This window comes from Nostoc sp., from assembly GCF_036916735.1.
Taxonomy (GTDB): domain Bacteria; phylum Cyanobacteriota; class Cyanobacteriia; order Cyanobacteriales; family Nostocaceae; genus Nostoc.
In genome coordinates this window covers 26,647-44,557 of sequence record NZ_JBALFV010000121.1, presented here as the reverse complement: position 1 = coordinate 44,557, position 17,911 = coordinate 26,647, and the positions used below count along the sequence as shown (strand labels likewise).

The window sequence follows — 17,911 nt, the reverse complement described above, 5'->3', positions numbered from 1 at the left end:
GGCACAATCTGTACAAGCACAGGTTAAGCAGAATTAGCTAACAGCAATCAACAGTGGCGATTTCAAAGCGATTGCCGATTCTTCTAGTAATAGTTTTACTGCTGATAAATTAATCGGAAGGGAGCAAGTGTACACAACATTTGCTGCCAATTTTCTAAGCTCGTCCTGTTAGGTCTGCAACGAACAACGCTAATCGATCTGGCTCGACAGGTTTAGCAACGTGCATTTGAAACCCAGCCTCAATGCTCAGTTGTTGTTCTGACTCACTTACATAGGCAGTCAGCACAATGGCTGGAATTTGTCCTCCGGCTTCTGCACTCAGCGATCGCACTTGCCGAATCAACCAGTAGCCATCTTCCTGTGGCATTCCAAGATCGCAGATTAGCAGATCGTACCGACTAGGGTTTTTACTTATAACCGCTAGAGCAACTCTTGCAGATGCCACGGTCAGCACTTCAGCCCCGTACCCTTCCAGCATAAATTTAAGTATGTCACGGGCATCGGCTTGATCGTCAACCGCTAAAATCTGCAAACCTGACAATGAGGGGACAGGATCGCTCAAACGATCTGGAGCGACTTCTAACGCAGTCGGCTCTAAATCGCTCGACAGTGTAAATTCCTCTTGTAGATCCCTTTTTGGCAGCCTGACGGTGAACGTTGCTCCTTGTCCTGAACCCAGACTCTCTGCCTGAATTGTGCCACCATGCAGTTCAACCAGATACTGCGCGATCGATAGCCCCAGTCCCAGCCCTGGCTTCGCTTTCGTGGTGCTGGAATCTCCTTGACGAAATCGCTCAAAAATATACGGCAACAAGTCTGGCGAAATTCCTTGTCCTGTATCACTGACTTGAACTTGAACGTGAGTTCTATCAGACATGAGCCTAACTTCGACTCGTCCACCTTCGGGCGTAAATTTGATCGCATTCAATAAAAGATTATACAGGACTTGCTGCAAGCGCTCGGTATCGCCGACGATTATCTCAGAACTCAAGTTTGAAACGATTTGAATATTTTTTGCTTCGGCTAATAATTGCACTGTCTCGATTGCGGCTTGCACTACTAAAAGCAGATCAATCGGGCGGGTACTGAGATTGAGCTTACCATTGACAATCCGAGAGGTATCTAAAATATCATTAATTAACTGAGATTGCGCTTTTACATTCCGCTCAATGATTTCTAAAGCACTAGTTACCGTGGCTTGATCGAGTCTGCGGGTGCGTAGCATTTGTGTCCAGCCCTGGATGATGTTTAGGGGATTGCGGAGTTCATGCGAGAGGTTCGAGAGGAATTCATCTTTGGCTCGGTTAGCGGTTTCTGCCTGCTGACGAGCTAACTCTAAGGTGGCGGTATGGCGTTTAAGCGCGTCAACATCCTGGAAAACCATTGTCACCCCATCAATCTGGTTTTCTGTTGTGCGATAGGGGCGAATGCGGAGGGTATACCAATAGCCTGCTTGAGTTTGAATCTCCTGTTCTTTGGTGTTAAGTGTCTCTAGTACCTCTAATATCATCGATTCTAAGTTGGGAACGTCAAAATTGGTGCGGATGTCGCTAAAAGGTCGCCCGACATCGGCAAGGATGAAATTGAAGAGTCGCCGGGCTGCGGGCGTAAAGCGGTGAATAATTAAATCGTTGGTCAGCATCACAATCGGAATATTGATACTGTCAATAAAATTATTCAGATCGCTATTGTCTCGGTTTTGGCGCAAGTTGCGGCTGCGAAGTTCGTCGTTGGTTGTGGAGAGTTCTTCATTGGTGGCTTGAATCTCTTCTTTAGCCGTTTGGAGTTCTTCATTTGTGCTTTGCAACTCCTCGTTGCTCGACACAATTTCTTCGTTCGCCACTCGCAGGCTTTGGTTGAGATAATTGTGTTCTTGAACCACCGCTTGCAGATGCGCTTGAACTAAAAATTCGCGTTGCGTCACGGCTGCTAGCGCCTGCCGTAGCTGAATAATTTCACGCTCTAAGCTTTCCTTTTCTGATTCTTGGCTTTGAGCAGTAGCAAGGCTTAGTTGAACCGCAGGTAAAGCCGCTTCAAAAATCAGCAGGAAATAGAGAGGGTTGGTGGTAGCAGTCGCAGGTTTGAATGGAATCACTTCCAAATTCAAGATGGTCGAGCGCTCACCCGCTTCAATGCGGATTTGCTCTTGTCGAACTGAAAGGTTTTGGGTTTGGGCTTGATAAATTGCCGTTTGCAGGGCGACGGTCAATCCTTCTCTTGCCATCAACAGCACATTTAAGTTGGTTGTGTCAGCAGGCAACTTCAGGTAGAGATCGGTGTCTCCTCGCAGTTGCAAAATCTGCATCTGGTTATCGACTACGACAGATACAGGCGCGTAGCGATTTGAGATTATTTGCTCGACTTCTCGCGCTAAATCAAAATTAACAGTGATGGTTTCAGTTCTTCGCTGCCGCTCAATGCTCCTGGTGGGGTAAGAACTAGTGGTGAACGAAAACAAAGGACGGGTCAAGCTTAAATTTCTCGCATAGATTTTCAAGGTCTCGTTGACAGACTTAAACAGGTCTGAAGAGTTTTTGACGCTTTCTGAACTACCTAACATCAAAAAGCCAGCCAAGTTGAGACTGTAGTGAAACAGGGACATAATGTATTCCTGCAACGAATCTGATAAGTAAATCAGCACGTTGCGACAGCTAATCAAGTCGAGATTCGAGAATGGCGGGTCGCTCCCCAAATTATGCCGAGCAAAGACGCACAGTTCGCGGACAGTGCTGCTAACTTGATAGCCACCGCTTGCCAATGCCACAAAAAAGCGGTTGCGGCGCTGCGGTGAAATTCCTTGTAACTGAGTGTCTAAATAAAAACCCGAGCGAGCTTTGTCGATCGCAGTTTCGCTGATGTCTGTGGCAAATATCTGAATTGGAGGGAGGCTGGCGCAATCGCTGAAAAACTCTAATAGGCAAATAGCAATCGTATAAACTTCTTCACCCGTTGAACATCCCGCCACCCAAATCCGAATCGGATTGTCTACTGATTTGTTTTGACTAATGCTAGGAAAAACCTGGGTTTTCAAGTATTCAAAGGCTTCTGGGTCACGGAAGAAACTGGTGACGTGGATCAGGATTTCTTCATACAGCGCTTGCACTTCATTAGGATGCGCTTGCAGGTACTGAGCGTAGTCTTCCAGGTTTTCTAACTTATACAACAGCATCCGTCGCTGTATTCGTCGATCCAGTGTTGTCGGTTTGTAGAGGGTAAAGTCAACGCCAGTTCTCGTCCGCAGGAGCGCAAAAATGATGGTCAAAGCATCACCTGGTTGAGGCGGTTGTTCGATCACCGTTAGCGGCTTTGGGTCAAGCAAAAAGGGACTATGACTAAGAGCTACCAGTTTTTCAGCAATGGCTTCAGGCGGCAGCACAAAATCAACGTTTCCGGTGGCAACGGCAGTATTCGGCATATCGTCAAATCTTGCCGTGCTTTGGGACTGAGCAAAGGTGACGCCTCCTGCAACCTTGACGGCTTTCAGTCCTTGCGCCCCGTCTCCATCAGTACCCGATAGAACGATAGCGATCGCTTTGTTGCCCTGCTCCGCTGCCAATGAGGAGAAAAACGTATCTCCGGGCATATACCTTCCAGAAGTTTTCTGGCGGGGAGCCAAATGCAGCATTCCATTCCTTAGCGTCATCTGAGTGTTAGGCGGAATGACGTAAACCTTATTTGGCTCGATTATCATCTGGTCTTGCGCTTGATACACAACCATTTCGGTCACTCTACCTAGAATTTCCGACAGCAAGCTTTCGTAGTCCGGGGATAAATGCTGAATCAGCACAAATGACATACCCGTATCTGTAGGTAGATAACTGATTAGCTCTGTAAATGCTTCTAGCCCACCCGCTGAAGCAGCGATGCCGACGACAGGAAAAGGGGCATTGGGTTGATCTAGATCAGATGCAATAGAAGTATTCAATTTAGATGAATTGTCTGGAGCAGGTGAGTTAGAAGTCATAGAACCAGGAACGGATGGAGTGTTGTTAGGCTGATCAGTCCTTAGGAAAATACTGCGCTAGCAGACGGGAAGCACTCTGTTGGCTAACCTTAATTTTAGACTGATTGTGAGCAGCAAGGCTTGCAGTTGCGGGAGTATTAAAGGCATAGGTTTAGTTCGATATCCCAACAGTTAATTGTTACTACTGTTACGCCTAGCTTAGAGCAAACTGCTTTTGCGTTAGTTCACACAACTTTTGCAGAGGAAAAATCAGGGCATTCATTGAAGAAGACACGGGGACGCTCCGCGTCCCCGTGTCTTCTTCGATAACTCGAGAAATTGTATAGTTTATTAAAGAGTATAGAGGTGCAAAAGCACATCTACCTCTCGAATAGCTTCAAAATACCTACCATTCGTTAGAGAATCAGCATGATTTACATTGGACTCAGGACGGATAAATATAGGAGTTGCCAGATAAACTAGGACATAATGACAAGCGTGAATCTCAGGAATAGTAAAATTTTTACCCTCTGCCTCCTGCCTTTCTTGGTAACTAGCATCAAACAAAGAAATCTATGCCTGGACACGACATCATCGTTATTGGAACTTCAGCGGGTGGACTCAAAGCACTGACTACCATCATTAGTGCTTTGCCTGCCGACATTGATGCTGTATTGTTGATTGTTCAACACCTGGCAGCAGACAAACCCAGTCTCCTGCCCCAGATTTTTGAAAGCGTAAGCTCTCTTTCCACATCCCACCCCAAGGATGGTGAGAAAATTCAAAAAGGACACATTTACATTGCTCCGCCAGATCATCATTTATTAGTCACCCAAGAATATCTCCGGGTGGTGCGTGGCCCTCACGAGAACAAATTTCGACCCGCAATTGATGCGTTATTTCGTTCCGCCGCGATTACTTATGGCCCCAGGGTTGTGGGTGTAATTCTCACTGGCTACCTGGATGATGGCACAGTAGGTTTACAAGCGGTTAAAAAGCGAGGCGGAGTTGCCATAGTGCAAGACCCACAGGAGGCACAATACCCCAGTATGGTAAAGAGTGCATTACAGTTTGTCAAGGTCGATTACTGCCTAACACTAGCAGAAATCCCAGACCTGTTAGTCCGTTTAACTAAGGAACCAGCAGCAGAAGAAAAAGCTTATCCAATACCAAAAGAAATGGAGATTGAGTCAAACATTGCTCTACAGCAAATGAATACTAAAGAGTTTTTAGAGAATGTAGAGGAGATTGGGACTCGCACGACTTATACTTGTCCTCAATGTAATGGGACTATTTGGCAAATTAAGGACTCGAAGCCGCTGCGATTTCGCTGCCATACTGGGCATTCCTTTACTGCCGATGTTTTATTGAGTGAACAAACTGAGAATATTGAAAATGCCTTGTGGTCGGCTGTTCGAGCTTTAGAGGAAAAGGTAACATTTTCGCGTCAAATGGCTGAACAAATGAAAAGTTACAATTTGCTGGAGGCAACTACAAAATATGAAGATTATGCGCGTAATTTAGACAAAGAGGTGTCAATTATTCGCGGATTAATCCTCAATGGCTTTGCTACGAACCGAAACATTGTAGAGTCAACTCAAGAACAGCAGGAGTAAGGAGAGACTGCTCCTGTTGTGATAGCACCTCCTTTGATATCAGTCGTCATTAGTGCTAGTGCTGACGAGACGCAAACAACCAGTGAACAGGCAAATCTCAAACAAAGCGCGATGGCAGCTTAAGCGCCCGCCTGAAAGCGATCGCCCTACAGCCCTTCTCAAGACAGGAGACGCACTCGCGTTCGGGCATCCTACGGCAGGCGTTGGCAAAGCGATCGCTTTCGTGTTTAATAAAAGCAAATTTGCGAAGTTCCTATATTGAATTCGGGCAGTCGTTGATTGAATTCAGACAGTCGTTGATTGAATTCGGGCAGTCGTTGATTGAATTCGGACAGTCGTTGATTGAATTTGGGCAGTCGTTGATTGAATTCGGACAGTCGTTGATTGAATTCGGACAGTCGTTGATTGAATTCGGACAGTCGTTGATTGAATTCGGGCAGTCGTTGATTGAATTCGGGTAGCCACAAAGGGCTTACGCACCCTCAAACGTGGAATTGTGAAAAATCTAAAGGCGATCGCTGTTTGCTCAAATAGACAAAATACTCACAAATTCCTCTAAAGAACTCACAGCGATCGCGCTATCCATTAAAGTTTCTAATTGCTCCACATTCTTGCCCTCAAGCCTTATTTCTGCTTCATGGGAAATTTCACCAAAGCGTTGTTCCAATACCCGAATTAGCTGCCGTAGCGCACCCTGCTGAATACCGCTTTGCTCAATTTCATGATACCAAGGCGATTCTCGCAATACTGCCATATCCCACCTCATGATTTGTTCCACTAAAGGCGTGTCTAACACAAAGCTCGCAAAAAATGCCAGCAATGATTCTAACTCGTTCAACTGTTCATCTGCTCGTAGCGCCTGTAATGCCCGTTGCACAACTGATACTTCTCCCCCTCCTTGCAGGATTGGCACAAAGGGTAACAACGATGGTAATGGTTGCTCAAATACTATCTCGGCATCGATTTCCCACAAATTAATCACGCGATAATCTTGGATAGCACGTAATCCCAAAAATTCCTGCTCGTAACTACTGGCAATAGTTAACGTGGATGGAGGCGGTAAAATGTTGATCAATACTGGGTAAGTTGGCAATCGATAGCGTTCTTGTGCCAAGGCTGCATAGGCTCTCATCCTTAGAGGGATCTGTGCTGTGTAATGCAGTTGTAGTTCATTTAGTACTAGAAAATCCCCATCAGTGGCACTGTATGCTTTTACTAACACATCTGTTTCCTGGCTAATCCAGTGAAACTCAGAGCCAAGAATTTCTTTCGCCACGACTTCAGGACGCTGTGTTACCCACTGTACCCATGCATCGGGAGCTAAATTGATTAGTCGTTTGCTACCAATATCTGCTGCTTTTCCCACAGGACACTTGATATCTTTATCAGTAATTAATGGTACACCATAAAGATTGTAGTATTTTGGCGTTGGTTTTTAAATTGAAGCAATGTCTACAATGGGCTACGCCTACGCACTGTTTTAAGAAATGTATGATTGATGTATCTTAGGTTTTGAATCAACATTTCTGGATGTAAACCGCCGATGAAATCCGAAAGTAGACCAGACTATACAATTTTAGAAGTTCAAGAACTTGATGTTAATTATGGCGGCATCCAAGCTCTGAAAAAGATTAATTTAATGATTCAAAAAGGCGAGGTAGTTACTCTAATTGGTGCTAATGGTGCGGGAAAAACTACTACACTTCGCGCCATATCTAAAGTAGTTAATCCTAAAAGTGGCGTAATTATCTATAATGGACATAATATTAACCGCCGCCAAACTCACGAAGTTGTACAACTTGGTATTGCCCACTGTCCTGAAGGACGCAGAGTATTAGTGCGGCAGACAGTATTTGATAATTTACTATTAGGTGCTTATATCCGTTCTAATCAAGCAGAGATAAAAGCAGATATTCAGCGCCAATTTGAGCTATTTCCACGCTTGTCACAAAGACGCAATCAACTAGCAGGAACCCTCAGTGGTGGCGAACAACAAATGTTAGCGATCGCTCGTGCTGTCATGAGTAAACCACAACTCTTACTTTTAGATGAGCCTAGCTTAGGTTTAGCACCTGCGATCGTCCGAGAAATCTTCTCTATTATTGAAAATCTCCGGGCGACAGGCGTGACTATTTTGTTAGTTGAACAAAACGCTAATCTGGCACTACAAATTGCCGATCGTGGTTATGTTTTGGAAGCCGGTTCTATTACCTTAACAGGCGCAGCATCAGAATTAATTAGTGATGAGCGAGTTAAAAAGGCTTATTTAGGGTGATTATTTAAATTAAAAATGGAGAGGTAAAAGCAGATGGTAAAATCACCAACTAAACCCCTAACTCTAGAAGAGTTTTTGAAACTACCAGAAACAAAGCCTAGCTCAGAATACATCAACGGTCAAATTATTCAAAAACCAATGCCACAAGGAAAACATAGTATTCTTCAAAGTGAACTAGTAAGTAATATCAATTCTATAGCCAAACCTCAAAGAGTTGCCCTTGCATTTCCAGAATTGCGGTGTACTTTTGGCGGTCGTTCAATTGTACCTGATGTAGCTGTATTTGCTTGGGAACGGATTCCCCTAGATGAGCGTGGAGATGTCGCTAATGTCTTCAAGACATATCCAGACTGGACAATTGAGATTCTTTCACCAGAACAAAGTCAGACTAAAGTAACCGGAAATATTTTACATTGTTTAAAACATGGTAGTCGTTTAGGTTGGTTAATTGATCCAGGCGATCATTCTGTTTTAGTTGATCCACCAAAGCAGCAACCAGAACTTTTACAAGAATCACAAGAAATATTACCAGTTCCCGATTTATTTAGTGATTTTCAATTAACTGTAGGGCAACTATTTGGATGGTTGAAGTTGTAAGCACTTGTATAAATTCATATCTAGCTTTGGGAATACTAAAGGTAGTAATTTACTCAAGTTAGAGCCAGATAATGGATTTCGTAAATTTAATAAAAACGGGTAATAGTTGGAAATTTGCGACTGAAGCTGATTTAGAAGATTTTGTCTGGGCTAATTTAAAGGAACTTTTCGGGTTAATTCCGCTAAAGCGACAATATTATATTAAAGGTCAAATTTGCGATATTTTAGCCTTGAATGAGAAGAGACAGTTAGTAGTGTTGGAATTGAAAAACGGTGAAGATAGATATATTGTTCAGCAACTAACTCGATATTATGAAGCTTTACTTGAGAATAAACCCTTTCAGGAAGAGGTTGATTATGGACAACCCATTGGTTTAATAGCGATTACAGCCAGATTTCATAGAGATAATTTTACAGATAGAAAGTATAACTGTCTTTCTATTGAGTTTTTGCGTTTTGAAATTTTGACAGATGATGAAAGATTTTATTTATATTTAAGAGATATTGATAATCAAAAAATTTCAGAGATAGAACTTCATTATAAAGAAAACAATATTTCTCTTGAGGATCTTCCTCAGCCACCAAAAATACTTAATAAAATTTTGAGTTTTTGTAATCCTCAGCAAAAAGAACAGTTAATAAATATCCGGCATAAAATTCTTATATTTGATATACGTATGCAAGAAATTTCAGTGTCTGGTAGCATTAAATATGGAAAAGCAAAAAGTTGTTTTTGTGCTGAAATTTGTTCCGATAGTAAGGGACAGCCAGTATTATTTTTATGGTTGCCTTTGAACTATTCTGATGGTAAAAAGACTGGCAGAATGAAAATTTTGACAGATTGGGAAAATCATACTTTAATTGAAGACCATGTACCAAAAGGAATTCGTACAAAAGTAATTAGTAAAACTGAAAAACAGCGTCAAAGGGGAGTTGAAATGAAAATATTATGGAGTCATTCAGGAGGTATAAGGTACAAAATAGGTAGCAAAGAAGTGAGTGAAACGGAATACATCAATGAAGACAAAAGACGACATCAAGAGTATCAAAATGCTATTAAATCTCGAAAAACTTTGAATGAGTTAGTCGATATTGCTTTAGAGACTTGGCTAAAAAGGCTTTAAGAAAAGCTACATTCACAGCATTTATAACTTTTCCTAATTATTAATATTATTAAATATTATTACGATTTTTGTCATATATTAATATTTGTAGCCCTCCTTGCAGATATCTATATATTTGTTTAGCGGCGAATTCTATTCACCGGAATAATTAAACCCATGAGTCAAATAATCTGGATCGCAAGACACGCTAACCGCCTCGACTTTGTAAACCCTGATTGGTTTCTTACCGCCGAACGACGCTACGATCCACCCTTGTCTGATGATGGTATGGTGCAGGCACAACAGTTAGCTAAACGATTAAAAGGAGAAAAGATTACCCATATTTTCGCTTCTCCTTTCCTGCGAACCGTACAGACGGCAAACGCAGTTGCAGAAATGCTCAACTTACCAATCAAATTGGAAACAGGCTTGAGTGAATGGCTAAACCCAGTTTGGATGACAGAAGAACCCGAAAGACTCTCAATTCCAGCGTTAGCAGAGTTATTCCCTAGAATAGACACTAGCTATACTCCGCGCATCGCCGCTAATTATCCTGAAACTCGCGAACAAGTGCGAGAACGTTCTGGGCAAACTGCTAGATGTTTAGCTACTGAGTTCCTTCCAGAGGATATCCTGCTAATAGCACATGGTGCATCTGTGTTGGGAGGAGCAATGGGGTTAGTAGGGGAAATTGCCAAAACAGAAGTTAAGGCTTCTTTATGTTCTCTAGTAAAAGTGGTACGCGAAGATCCAGAATGGTTATTAGAACTAAAGGGAGATACTTCCCATTTAACCCATATAGAAGAAGTTATTCGATTTGCTTAAACCTCTGATAGAGATTTGCGTTCATGACTTCTGCTAGGTTGGGTATATCTTACAAAACAAAAGAAGTAATTTAATTCACTAATAAATTCTATGACTTTGTTACTAGCAGGAGACATCGGCGGTACAAAAACTATTCTGCAATTGGTTGAAACATCAGATTCATCAGCAATACATACTATTTATCAGGAAAGTTACCACAGTGCCGATTTTCCTGATTTAGTACCGATAGTGCAGCAGTTTTTGCTCAAAGCTAACACATTAACACCAGAAAAGGCTTGTTTTGCGATCGCAGGCCCTATTGTCAAAAATACTGCCAAACTGACCAATTTAGCCTGGTTCCTAGATACCGAACGTTTAGAAGAAGAATTGAATATCCCGCATATTTCTTTGATTAACGACTTCGCCGCCGTTGGCTATGGCATTTCAGGTTTACAAGAACAAGACTTACTGACATTGCAAGTTGGCAAATCTCAACCCGAAGCCCCTATTGCAATTATTGGTGCTGGTACTGGCTTAGGACAAGGATTTTTAATTAAACAGGGAAACGAGTATCAAGTATTTTCTTCAGAAGGTGGACACGCTGACTTTGCTCCTCGGAACGAGATCGAGTTTCAACTGTTAAAATACCTGCTGGGTAAGCATGATATCCAGCGCGTTTCTGTAGAACGTGTGGTTTCTGGAATGGGAATTGTGGCAATTTACCAATTTTTGCGCGATCGCAAATTTGCCGCCGAATCACCTGATATTGCCCAAGTCGTCAGAACTTGGGAACAACAAGCCGGACAAGAAGAGAAAATCGATGCTGGTGCTGTTATTGGTAAGGCTGCATTAGAAGAACGCGATCGCCTGTGTGAACAAACTTTGCAATTATTTATAGAGGCTTACGGTGCAGAAGCTGGCAATCTTGCCCTTAAACTCCTACCTTATGGTGGTTTATACATTGCTGGCGGAATTGCGCCCAAAATCCTGCCCTTAATTCAAAACAACGATTTCTTATTAAATTTCACTCAAAAAGGCAGGATGCGCCGCCTCCTTGAAGAGATCCCCGTGTATGTTATCCTCAACCCACAAGTGGGGCTAATAGGTGCTGCTTTATGCGCTGCTAGGTTATAACAGCTAGCATCATCAGTGAGATCAGCATCTCAAAAGGCAAAAAATATGACAATTAAAAGTCTGTTGTCATTAATCGCCGCCACACTTGTCTATGGTGGTTGTGTTTTTGTGGAAGCGCGTCAAGCCAAACCTACCACGGCTGTTGTCAAACCAAAGGTTTCTCAACCCGTGCAGCCACAATGGAAGTTATTCAACGCTCCAGATGGATGCTTTAGTATTTTGATGCCAGGAAGCCCCAACAGAAATACCGAATACCAAAAAACTTACATGGGGGAAATTACTTTAGAAATATTTGTCGCTCAACCACCAAAACAGCAAGTAGCTTATGTAGTTGCTTACAATGATTTTCCTTATAGTTATGGTCAAATAACTGACCCCCAAGCTGTACTTAATAACGCACGGGATATGGCTTTAAAGACTACGAAAAGCAATTTAATTAGTCAAAGGAATATTCGTAGTTCCAATAATCATCCTGGCAAAGAAATTGAGTACATCAATTCTGGCGGGAAAATCACTAGAAATAGAATGTATGTTGCTGAAGGAAGATTATATCAAGTAATGGCAATAACTACAAAAAAACAGCAGAAGACATTAGCTAAAACCATTACTGGGTATCTAAATTCTTTCCATGTAGTTTTGAAAAAGCCAGGCAATTTTGAATTTTAGATTGACCCCAGCAATCAAGTCAGGGGCTTATCAATTAATTTACGATGTTTGGATTTTAGATTTATTCTCACGTTTAAATTTCAGTTAAGCTTGTCAGCCGATACATTAGCATTGTCAGCCGATACATTAGCATTGTTAACCGATGCATTAGCATTGTTAACCGATGCATTAGCATTGTCAGCCGATGCATTGGCATTGCAGGGTATTGCCAAATTTAATTCGCTACAAATTAATGAAATGCTGTACTAAGCACTTCTCAAAGCCACAATCGGGTCAAGTTTAGCAGCGCGACGTGCAGGAACAACACCAAAGAATAAACCAATACCGCCAGAGACACCAACTGCCATAGTAATCGCTACAGGAGAAAGTGCCGCTTCTAAGGGAGTTAAGGCTGCCACTAATAGAATGCCACTGACACCAACCGCAGTGCCAACTAAACCGCCAGCTGCGGAAACTATTATTGCCTCAATGATGAACTGTAGCAAAATATCTTGCTCAGTTGCCCCGATCGCTTTTCTCAATCCGATTTCTTGAGTGCGTTCGGTGACGGAGACAAGCATAATATTCATGATGCCTATGCCGCCGACAAACAAAGATATCCCGGCGATCGCTGCTAGCATAATTGTCAATGCACCTGTAATTTGACCGACAGTTTGCAAAGCATCCTTTTGAGAGCGAAGAGTAAAGTCATCTTCACCATTAATTTTGTGCCGTAGACGCAGTAAATTAGTAATTTGAAACTCTGCTGCATCTACACTCTCTGAATCACGAGCCGCAGCGACAAAATAATCTAAGGCGATACCATAGGGAGAATTCTTTCCCACAAGTCGGTTTGCTGAAGTTGTGATTGGTATTAAAGCAGCATCATCATAATCTGCTCCCACACTGGAACCTTTGGCTATTAACGTCCCAATCACTTGAAAACTGGTATTTCCAATTCGTAATTGCTGACCGATAGCGTTACTATTTCCGAATAGTTTTTCTGCTAAGTCTCCACCCAACACAACAACTTGGTTACTTCGCTTAATATCTACCTCAGAGAAAAATCTGCCTTTATCAGTTTCAAAATCCCGCACCGACAGGAAACTGGGAGTTGTGCCAATGATGTTAACATCTGTGTTCCTGTTGTGGTACACAACTACCTGTCTCCTGTTTAACTCCGGCGCAACTCCTACTACTGTTGGTACTTGAGAGGCGATCGCTTCAGCATCTTGTAACACCAAATTTTTTGGTACTTCAAAGGAGATACGCTGAGTTTCTCGATTACCTGGCAGTATAAAAAGCACATTTGGCCCTAATGACTCCAGTTGTTTATTAACGTACTTTTGCCCACCTTCGCCAATACCAATCATGGCAATCACCGAAGCGTTGCCAATAACTATACCCAACATCGTGAGAGCGCTACGCAGCTTATTCGACAGCAGAGTTTTCCCCGCCATTTGAATACTTTCTAAAAAATTCATGTCTTAAAAATTACGAATTAAGAATTACGTAGCTTGCTTCTCGCCTTTGGCGAGTATTACGAATTATTCTGTTCTTTTGCCTTTTCAATTTTGTAATCTTTGGGTGGATTAACAAAAACGCGATCGCCTTCTTTAACTCCCCCTAAAATCTGAGTTTGGTTTTGGATTTGCGCCCCAATTGTCACTTCGCGAAACTGGGGTTTATTCTTTGCATCTGGTACAAGTACGCCAGTTTGCCCCTTTTCGGTGACGATTGACACCGTCGGTAATACCAAGGCATCATTGATGCGATCGCCTAAAAAAGTCAAGTCCACATTTAAGCCAGAACGCAGTTTATCTGTACCACTATCCAGAGCAACCCGCACCTGGAAGGATGTTACACCTTGTTCTATTACTGCTTCTGGAGCAATTAAGCGCACATGACCTTTAAAAATTTGATCGGGATAAGCATCAGCAACAATTTCCACCTGCTGTCCCGGTTTAATTCTGCCAAGATCAGCTTCAGGAACTTGAGCTAATATTTCTAACCCGCGTGCTACGGCGACAATTGAACTAGAAGTTGCCGATGCACTAGTAGATGCAGAAGTTGTGGGTGTGACAAACGCGCCAGGATCGGCATACTTTTGGGTAACAATTCCCGCAAGAGGAGCGCGAATAATTGTATCTTCCAATTGCACTTGCACACCCTTCAACTGAGCCTGAGCCGCTTCAACAGCTGCTTGACGCTGGACAATTTCTTCAGAACGAGTTCCATCTTCCAACAGTACCAATGCTGCCCGTGCTTCATTAACTGCTGCTTGACGTTGGGCGATTTCTTCAGTTCGACTGCCACTTTGGACTAACGACAATCGTTTTTTAATTTCTTCTAAACTGGCTCTAGCACTCTTGTCTTCGCTGATGGCTTGATCGAGTAATTGTTTATTTTCTGCTCCCTGTTCGTATAGATATTGATAACGCTTTACCTGTTCACCGGTGTAATTCACCTTTGCTTGAGCCGCATCCACTTGGGATTGAGATTGAGCAATTTCTTGGGGACGATTACCGACTTTGGCTTGGGTTAACTGGGCTTGAGCTTGTGCTAACCGGGCCCTTGCTTGAGCAATTTCTTGAGGACGACTACCAGCAAGGGCTTCGGCAAGTTGTGCTTGACTTTGGGCTAAGTTAGCACGGTACTGGCTCCTTTGAGCCTCAATACCTGCGCTATCCATCCGCGCGAGAATTTGCCCTTGTTGAATGCGATCGCCTTGTTGGACATATAATTGCGACAGCACTCCAGGATTCTTCGGACTAATATTTACGCTCTGAACTGGCACGACTTTGCCACTAGCTATAATCCGCAAGGTGACGTTTTTCGCTGCTACTGGCACAGTTAATTGAGCTATGTCTTCTTTATTTGCCCTTTGATTTACCAGGCTGTAGGTTGTAGCTGTACCAACAACCAAGACACCCCCTGCTATCAACCCCATCAGCCAGCGTAATGGATATTTAACTTTGCCAACAACAGGAATTTCTATGTGCGTAGCCATATCTAGAAGCCTATAAATCTTGCTTTATCAAAGTAGCCTGTAGTTATATTGATGATGCCCATCAAATTACCCATAGTAAAACTACCCCTTGAGAGCAAACAGCTGCACTTTTGCTACCCTTTGCGCTTATGGCGAGTGGTTGGGGGTTTTTCTTAACTATGCTTAATTGAGCGGACATAAATCTCAAAGGACAGGTGCAGGAATGCGGAGTTGTTTAAATTTTTGGATTAAATTTTTAGTTAATAAACTAACAATAGTTAATAAACTAACAACTAGAGGCATAGTTAGCTTCACAGTTGCTTCATTTTACTTCATAATAGGTGTTACATGTCTGTATGCCTTCACCTGAATGGGTGATAGCCACATTATTATTTGACACCCTGGCTTGCTTTTAAGTTGCACCTTTTTAGCGTAGGTGTAGCCCGCACTTCTTTACGAGACGCTGCGCGTAGCTTGCTTCTTTGTAGGAGTACGACATACTTCGACTGCGCCCTTCGGCTACGCTCAGGACAAGCTCAGTACAAGAAGCTCAGTGACCACCACAGGCATCGCTACTGTTGCACCAAAGAAGCCACAACACGTAGGATCTCGGCTTAAGGATAGTTACTATAGTTACAGCTGGTAAGCTACTCTCTTCCCAGTCCAAGATTACCTATCTTTTTATGGCAAACACTATTACAATTACTGATTCCCTGGTTCCTAATGCTGTACCAAAACCAGCAATCATTCGACTAGAAAACATTTTCAAGATTTATGGTAGTGGTGAAACAGAAGTACGAGCGCTGAATAATGTCAACCTAATCGTAGAACAGGGCGAATATTGTGCAATTATGGGGCCTTCTGGTTCTGGTAAATCCACAGCCATGAATATTATCGGTTGTCTCGACCGTCCCACAGGCGGACATTATTACTTAGATAACCTCGATGTAGCTCAAATGGACGATCACTCATTGGCACACATCCGTAATAAAAAGCTGGGGTTTGTGTTTCAACAATTCCATTTGTTACCCCAACTAACAGCATTAGAAAACGTAATGTTGCCAATGGTGTATGCTAGTGTGAACCCAAAAGAAAGAAGCGATCGCGCAATAGTTGCATTGACGCGAGTAGGTTTAGCAAATCGCCTCAACAACAAACCAACTCAACTATCTGGTGGACAACAACAACGAGTAGCGATCGCCCGCGCGATCGTTAATCATCCCGTAGTACTCTTAGCCGATGAACCCACAGGCGCACTTGATTCGCGCACAACCCAAGAAGTCTTAGATATTTTTAGCGAACTCAATGCTAGTGGAATTACCGTTGTCATGGTAACTCATGAACCAGAAGTTGCTCGTCAAACCCAGCGCATCGTTTGGTTCCGAGATGGTCAAGTAGTAGACTCCAATCTGGCACCATCTGACTTGAGTGACCTTACTGTTTCATAACTTATTCAAGTTTGCCTACCTTTGGCATTCCCACAGCGTAGGCGGGCTTTATTTGTGTAGCCGCGACTTCTGGAACTGAACCGTATTGGCTTATAAGTCCGAAATTTCTAAGCTTTGTGTAAATAACATATAAAAAAGACAGGCAAGATGCCTGTCCTACAAGTTGTCCTACAAGTAATGATTTAGCAAAGAATTTAGAAATTCATTTCAGCAGCTTGAACTTTCTCAACCTGCTTCTTCTTCAGCACAAGCATAACTTGAGCCAACATTACAAGAGCGACGAACGCAATCATCCATTGAACTCTAGAGGCGTCTTGCAATACGATTTCTGTATCTTTTTGACCGAATCCACCGACATTCGGGTTGCCGGTCAAAGCTTCACCAGTCTTAACTGCTTGCCCTTCAGAAACAATCAATTCTGGCCCTAAAGGAATCGTATCAACGACAACATCACCAGATTCAGGTTGGATGTTAACTAGATATTTAACGTTACCGTCTTCATCTTCCTCTTTGGCAATCTTGGTAATTGTGCCAGTAGCGGAAGCGTTGTAAACAGCGTTGTTGCTCTTTTCGCCAGTTGGATAAACTTGTCCGCGTCCCCGGTTAGCACCTAAGTGAACTGAATATTTACCGAAGTGGATGTTTTTGTCGGTTGCGGGGTTAGGAGAAAGAACTGGGAAGACGATTTCCTGATACTGTTCACCTGGTAAGGGGCCGACGATGACGACGTTTTCTTTGTCTTCACTGTAGGGTTGGAAAAAAGTGTCACCAACTTCTTCTTTAAGTTCCTCAGAAAGACGGTCTTCAGGAGCAATCTTAAAGCCTTCAGGTAGCATCAGTACAGCACCGACGTTCAAGCCAACCTTAGAACCATCCGCACCAACTTGCTGGGCGCTAAGATCGTAAGGAATTTTCACTACAGCTTTGAATACAGTGTCAGGTAACACTGATTGGGGAACTTCCACTTCTGCCGGCTTGGCTGCTAGGTGACAGTTGGCACAAACAATCCGCCCTGTTGGTTCGCGGGGGGTTTCGGGATAGGTTTGCTGTGCCCAAAAGGGATAGGCTGCAGCTGATTGGGGAAGGGCTAGATCGCTGGTGAAGTAAAATGTCACAGTAGCGATCGCTATCAGCAATGTTTTTACGATCACTCTAGCACTACGAGTTAACCTCGCTCTTAAGAAAACATTTCTCATCTCTAATAAGGGCAACGATTGAATTAGTCATTAGTCATTGGGCATTGGTCATTAGTCATTAAGCCCTAAACAAAGCGCAAAGTCTGTAGACGCTTCTGCGGCTTCCCGCAGGGTGCGCCGGCTTCCGGCGAACAGAACTTTGTAAGAGAGGACAAATGACT

Annotated in this window: 17 protein-coding genes; 9 read left to right on the top strand and 8 right to left on the bottom strand. The window is 43.0% G+C overall.

Going from position 1 to position 17,911, the window contains the following annotated elements:
• Positions 1-154: 154 nt before the first annotated feature.
• Together V7L20_RS29605 and V7L20_RS29600 are read right to left on the bottom strand one after the other, a co-directional pair.
• Positions 155-3,964 carry a CheR family methyltransferase gene (locus V7L20_RS29605; RefSeq protein WP_334747504.1) on the bottom strand — a complete coding sequence of 1,270 codons (3,810 nt, stop codon included), beginning with the start codon at positions 3,962-3,964 and terminating at the stop codon, positions 155-157.
• 330 nt (positions 3,965-4,294) lie between these two features.
• Positions 4,295-4,510: a hypothetical protein gene (locus V7L20_RS29600; RefSeq protein ID WP_334747503.1), complete on the bottom strand. Its 216-nt coding sequence runs from the start codon at positions 4,508-4,510 to the stop codon at positions 4,295-4,297.
• A gap of 8 nt (positions 4,511-4,518) precedes the next feature.
• Here V7L20_RS29600 and V7L20_RS29595 point away from each other — a divergent pair, with 8 nt between their 5' ends.
• Complete coding sequence (locus tag V7L20_RS29595) at positions 4,519-5,559, top strand: chemotaxis protein CheB (RefSeq protein ID WP_334747502.1); 1,041 nt, start codon at positions 4,519-4,521, stop codon at positions 5,557-5,559.
• Between the two features lie 39 nt (positions 5,560-5,598).
• Here V7L20_RS29595 and V7L20_RS29590 read toward each other — a convergent pair whose 3' ends face one another.
• The 3 genes from V7L20_RS29590 to V7L20_RS29580 form a co-directional block, all read right to left on the bottom strand.
• Positions 5,599-5,799: a hypothetical protein gene (locus V7L20_RS29590; protein WP_334747501.1), complete on the bottom strand. Its 201-nt coding sequence runs from the start codon at positions 5,797-5,799 to the stop codon at positions 5,599-5,601.
• 45 nt (positions 5,800-5,844) lie between these two features.
• Positions 5,845-6,024, bottom strand: a complete 180-nt coding sequence (locus V7L20_RS29585) for a hypothetical protein (RefSeq protein WP_334747500.1) — start codon at positions 6,022-6,024, stop codon at positions 5,845-5,847.
• Positions 6,025-6,085: 61 nt separating this feature from the next.
• Positions 6,086-6,925 (bottom strand): DUF4351 domain-containing protein, encoded by an 840-nt coding sequence (locus V7L20_RS29580; RefSeq protein ID WP_334747499.1) that lies wholly within the window; start codon positions 6,923-6,925, stop codon positions 6,086-6,088.
• A 177-nt stretch (positions 6,926-7,102) separates the two neighbouring features.
• Between V7L20_RS29580 and V7L20_RS29575 the strand changes: the two genes are divergently transcribed.
• The 7 genes from V7L20_RS29575 to V7L20_RS29545 all read left to right on the top strand — a co-directional run bounded on the left by V7L20_RS29575 (position 7,103) and on the right by V7L20_RS29545 (position 12,387).
• Positions 7,103-7,834 (top strand): ABC transporter ATP-binding protein, encoded by a 732-nt coding sequence (locus V7L20_RS29575; RefSeq protein WP_334747498.1) that lies wholly within the window; start codon positions 7,103-7,105, stop codon positions 7,832-7,834.
• A gap of 33 nt (positions 7,835-7,867) precedes the next feature.
• Positions 7,868-8,431 carry a Uma2 family endonuclease gene (locus V7L20_RS29570; RefSeq protein WP_334747497.1) on the top strand — a complete coding sequence of 188 codons (564 nt, stop codon included), beginning with the start codon at positions 7,868-7,870 and terminating at the stop codon, positions 8,429-8,431.
• A gap of 71 nt (positions 8,432-8,502) precedes the next feature.
• The gene (locus tag V7L20_RS29565) at positions 8,503-9,555 is read left to right on the top strand and encodes an endonuclease NucS domain-containing protein (protein WP_334747496.1); all 1,053 of its coding nucleotides are present in this window, start codon (positions 8,503-8,505) and stop codon (positions 9,553-9,555) included.
• Between the two features lie 156 nt (positions 9,556-9,711).
• Positions 9,712-10,359 (top strand): histidine phosphatase family protein, encoded by a 648-nt coding sequence (locus tag V7L20_RS29560; protein ID WP_334747495.1) that lies wholly within the window; start codon positions 9,712-9,714, stop codon positions 10,357-10,359.
• Between the two features lie 90 nt (positions 10,360-10,449).
• On the top strand, positions 10,450-11,472 hold the full coding sequence (locus V7L20_RS29555; RefSeq protein ID WP_334747494.1) for a glucokinase: 1,023 nt from the start codon (positions 10,450-10,452) through the stop codon (positions 11,470-11,472).
• 45 nt (positions 11,473-11,517) lie between these two features.
• On the top strand, positions 11,518-12,138 hold the full coding sequence (locus V7L20_RS29550; RefSeq protein WP_334747493.1) for a hypothetical protein: 621 nt from the start codon (positions 11,518-11,520) through the stop codon (positions 12,136-12,138).
• Between the two features lie 90 nt (positions 12,139-12,228).
• Positions 12,229-12,387, top strand: a complete 159-nt coding sequence (locus tag V7L20_RS29545) for a hypothetical protein (protein ID WP_334747492.1) — start codon at positions 12,229-12,231, stop codon at positions 12,385-12,387.
• Here the strand turns inward: V7L20_RS29545 and V7L20_RS29540 are convergent.
• Both V7L20_RS29540 and V7L20_RS29535 read right to left on the bottom strand, forming a co-directional pair.
• The gene (locus V7L20_RS29540; RefSeq protein ID WP_334747491.1) at positions 12,384-13,601 is read right to left on the bottom strand and encodes an ABC transporter permease; all 1,218 of its coding nucleotides are present in this window, start codon (positions 13,599-13,601) and stop codon (positions 12,384-12,386) included. The genes V7L20_RS29545 and V7L20_RS29540 overlap by 4 nt on opposite strands.
• A 56-nt stretch (positions 13,602-13,657) precedes the next feature.
• Entirely contained in the window at positions 13,658-15,127 is a 1,470-nt protein-coding gene (locus V7L20_RS29535) for an efflux RND transporter periplasmic adaptor subunit (RefSeq protein WP_334747490.1), read from the bottom strand.
• A gap of 662 nt (positions 15,128-15,789) precedes the next feature.
• On the opposite strand from V7L20_RS29535, the gene V7L20_RS29530 reads away from it, so the two are divergent.
• Positions 15,790-16,554 (top strand): ABC transporter ATP-binding protein, encoded by a 765-nt coding sequence (locus V7L20_RS29530; protein ID WP_334747489.1) that lies wholly within the window; start codon positions 15,790-15,792, stop codon positions 16,552-16,554.
• Between the two features lie 194 nt (positions 16,555-16,748).
• On the opposite strand, the gene petA is transcribed toward V7L20_RS29530, so the two are convergent.
• Entirely contained in the window at positions 16,749-17,750 is a 1,002-nt protein-coding gene (petA, locus tag V7L20_RS29525) for a cytochrome f (RefSeq protein WP_334747488.1), read from the bottom strand.
• Positions 17,751-17,911: the final 161 nt, after the last annotated feature.

What these genes read in the sequence shown, in the direction of transcription:
- V7L20_RS29605 (WP_334747504.1), bottom strand. Translation starts at nt 3,964, where the DNA reads ATGACTTCTAACTCACCTGCTCCAGACAATTCATCTAAATTGAATACT.
- V7L20_RS29595 (WP_334747502.1), top strand. Translation starts at nt 4,519, where the DNA reads ATGCCTGGACACGACATCATCGTTATTGGAACTTCAGCGGGTGGACTC.
- V7L20_RS29575 (WP_334747498.1), top strand. Translation starts at nt 7,103, where the DNA reads ATGAAATCCGAAAGTAGACCAGACTATACAATTTTAGAAGTTCAAGAA.
- V7L20_RS29570 (WP_334747497.1), top strand. Translation starts at nt 7,868, where the DNA reads ATGGTAAAATCACCAACTAAACCCCTAACTCTAGAAGAGTTTTTGAAA.
- V7L20_RS29565 (WP_334747496.1), top strand. Translation starts at nt 8,503, where the DNA reads ATGGATTTCGTAAATTTAATAAAAACGGGTAATAGTTGGAAATTTGCG.
- V7L20_RS29560 (WP_334747495.1), top strand. Translation starts at nt 9,712, where the DNA reads ATGAGTCAAATAATCTGGATCGCAAGACACGCTAACCGCCTCGACTTT.
- V7L20_RS29555 (WP_334747494.1), top strand. Translation starts at nt 10,450, where the DNA reads ATGACTTTGTTACTAGCAGGAGACATCGGCGGTACAAAAACTATTCTG.
- V7L20_RS29550 (WP_334747493.1), top strand. Translation starts at nt 11,518, where the DNA reads ATGACAATTAAAAGTCTGTTGTCATTAATCGCCGCCACACTTGTCTAT.
- V7L20_RS29540 (WP_334747491.1), bottom strand. Translation starts at nt 13,601, where the DNA reads ATGAATTTTTTAGAAAGTATTCAAATGGCGGGGAAAACTCTGCTGTCG.
- V7L20_RS29535 (WP_334747490.1), bottom strand. Translation starts at nt 15,127, where the DNA reads ATGGCTACGCACATAGAAATTCCTGTTGTTGGCAAAGTTAAATATCCA.
- V7L20_RS29530 (WP_334747489.1), top strand. Translation starts at nt 15,790, where the DNA reads ATGGCAAACACTATTACAATTACTGATTCCCTGGTTCCTAATGCTGTA.
- petA (WP_334747488.1), bottom strand. Translation starts at nt 17,750, where the DNA reads ATGAGAAATGTTTTCTTAAGAGCGAGGTTAACTCGTAGTGCTAGAGTG.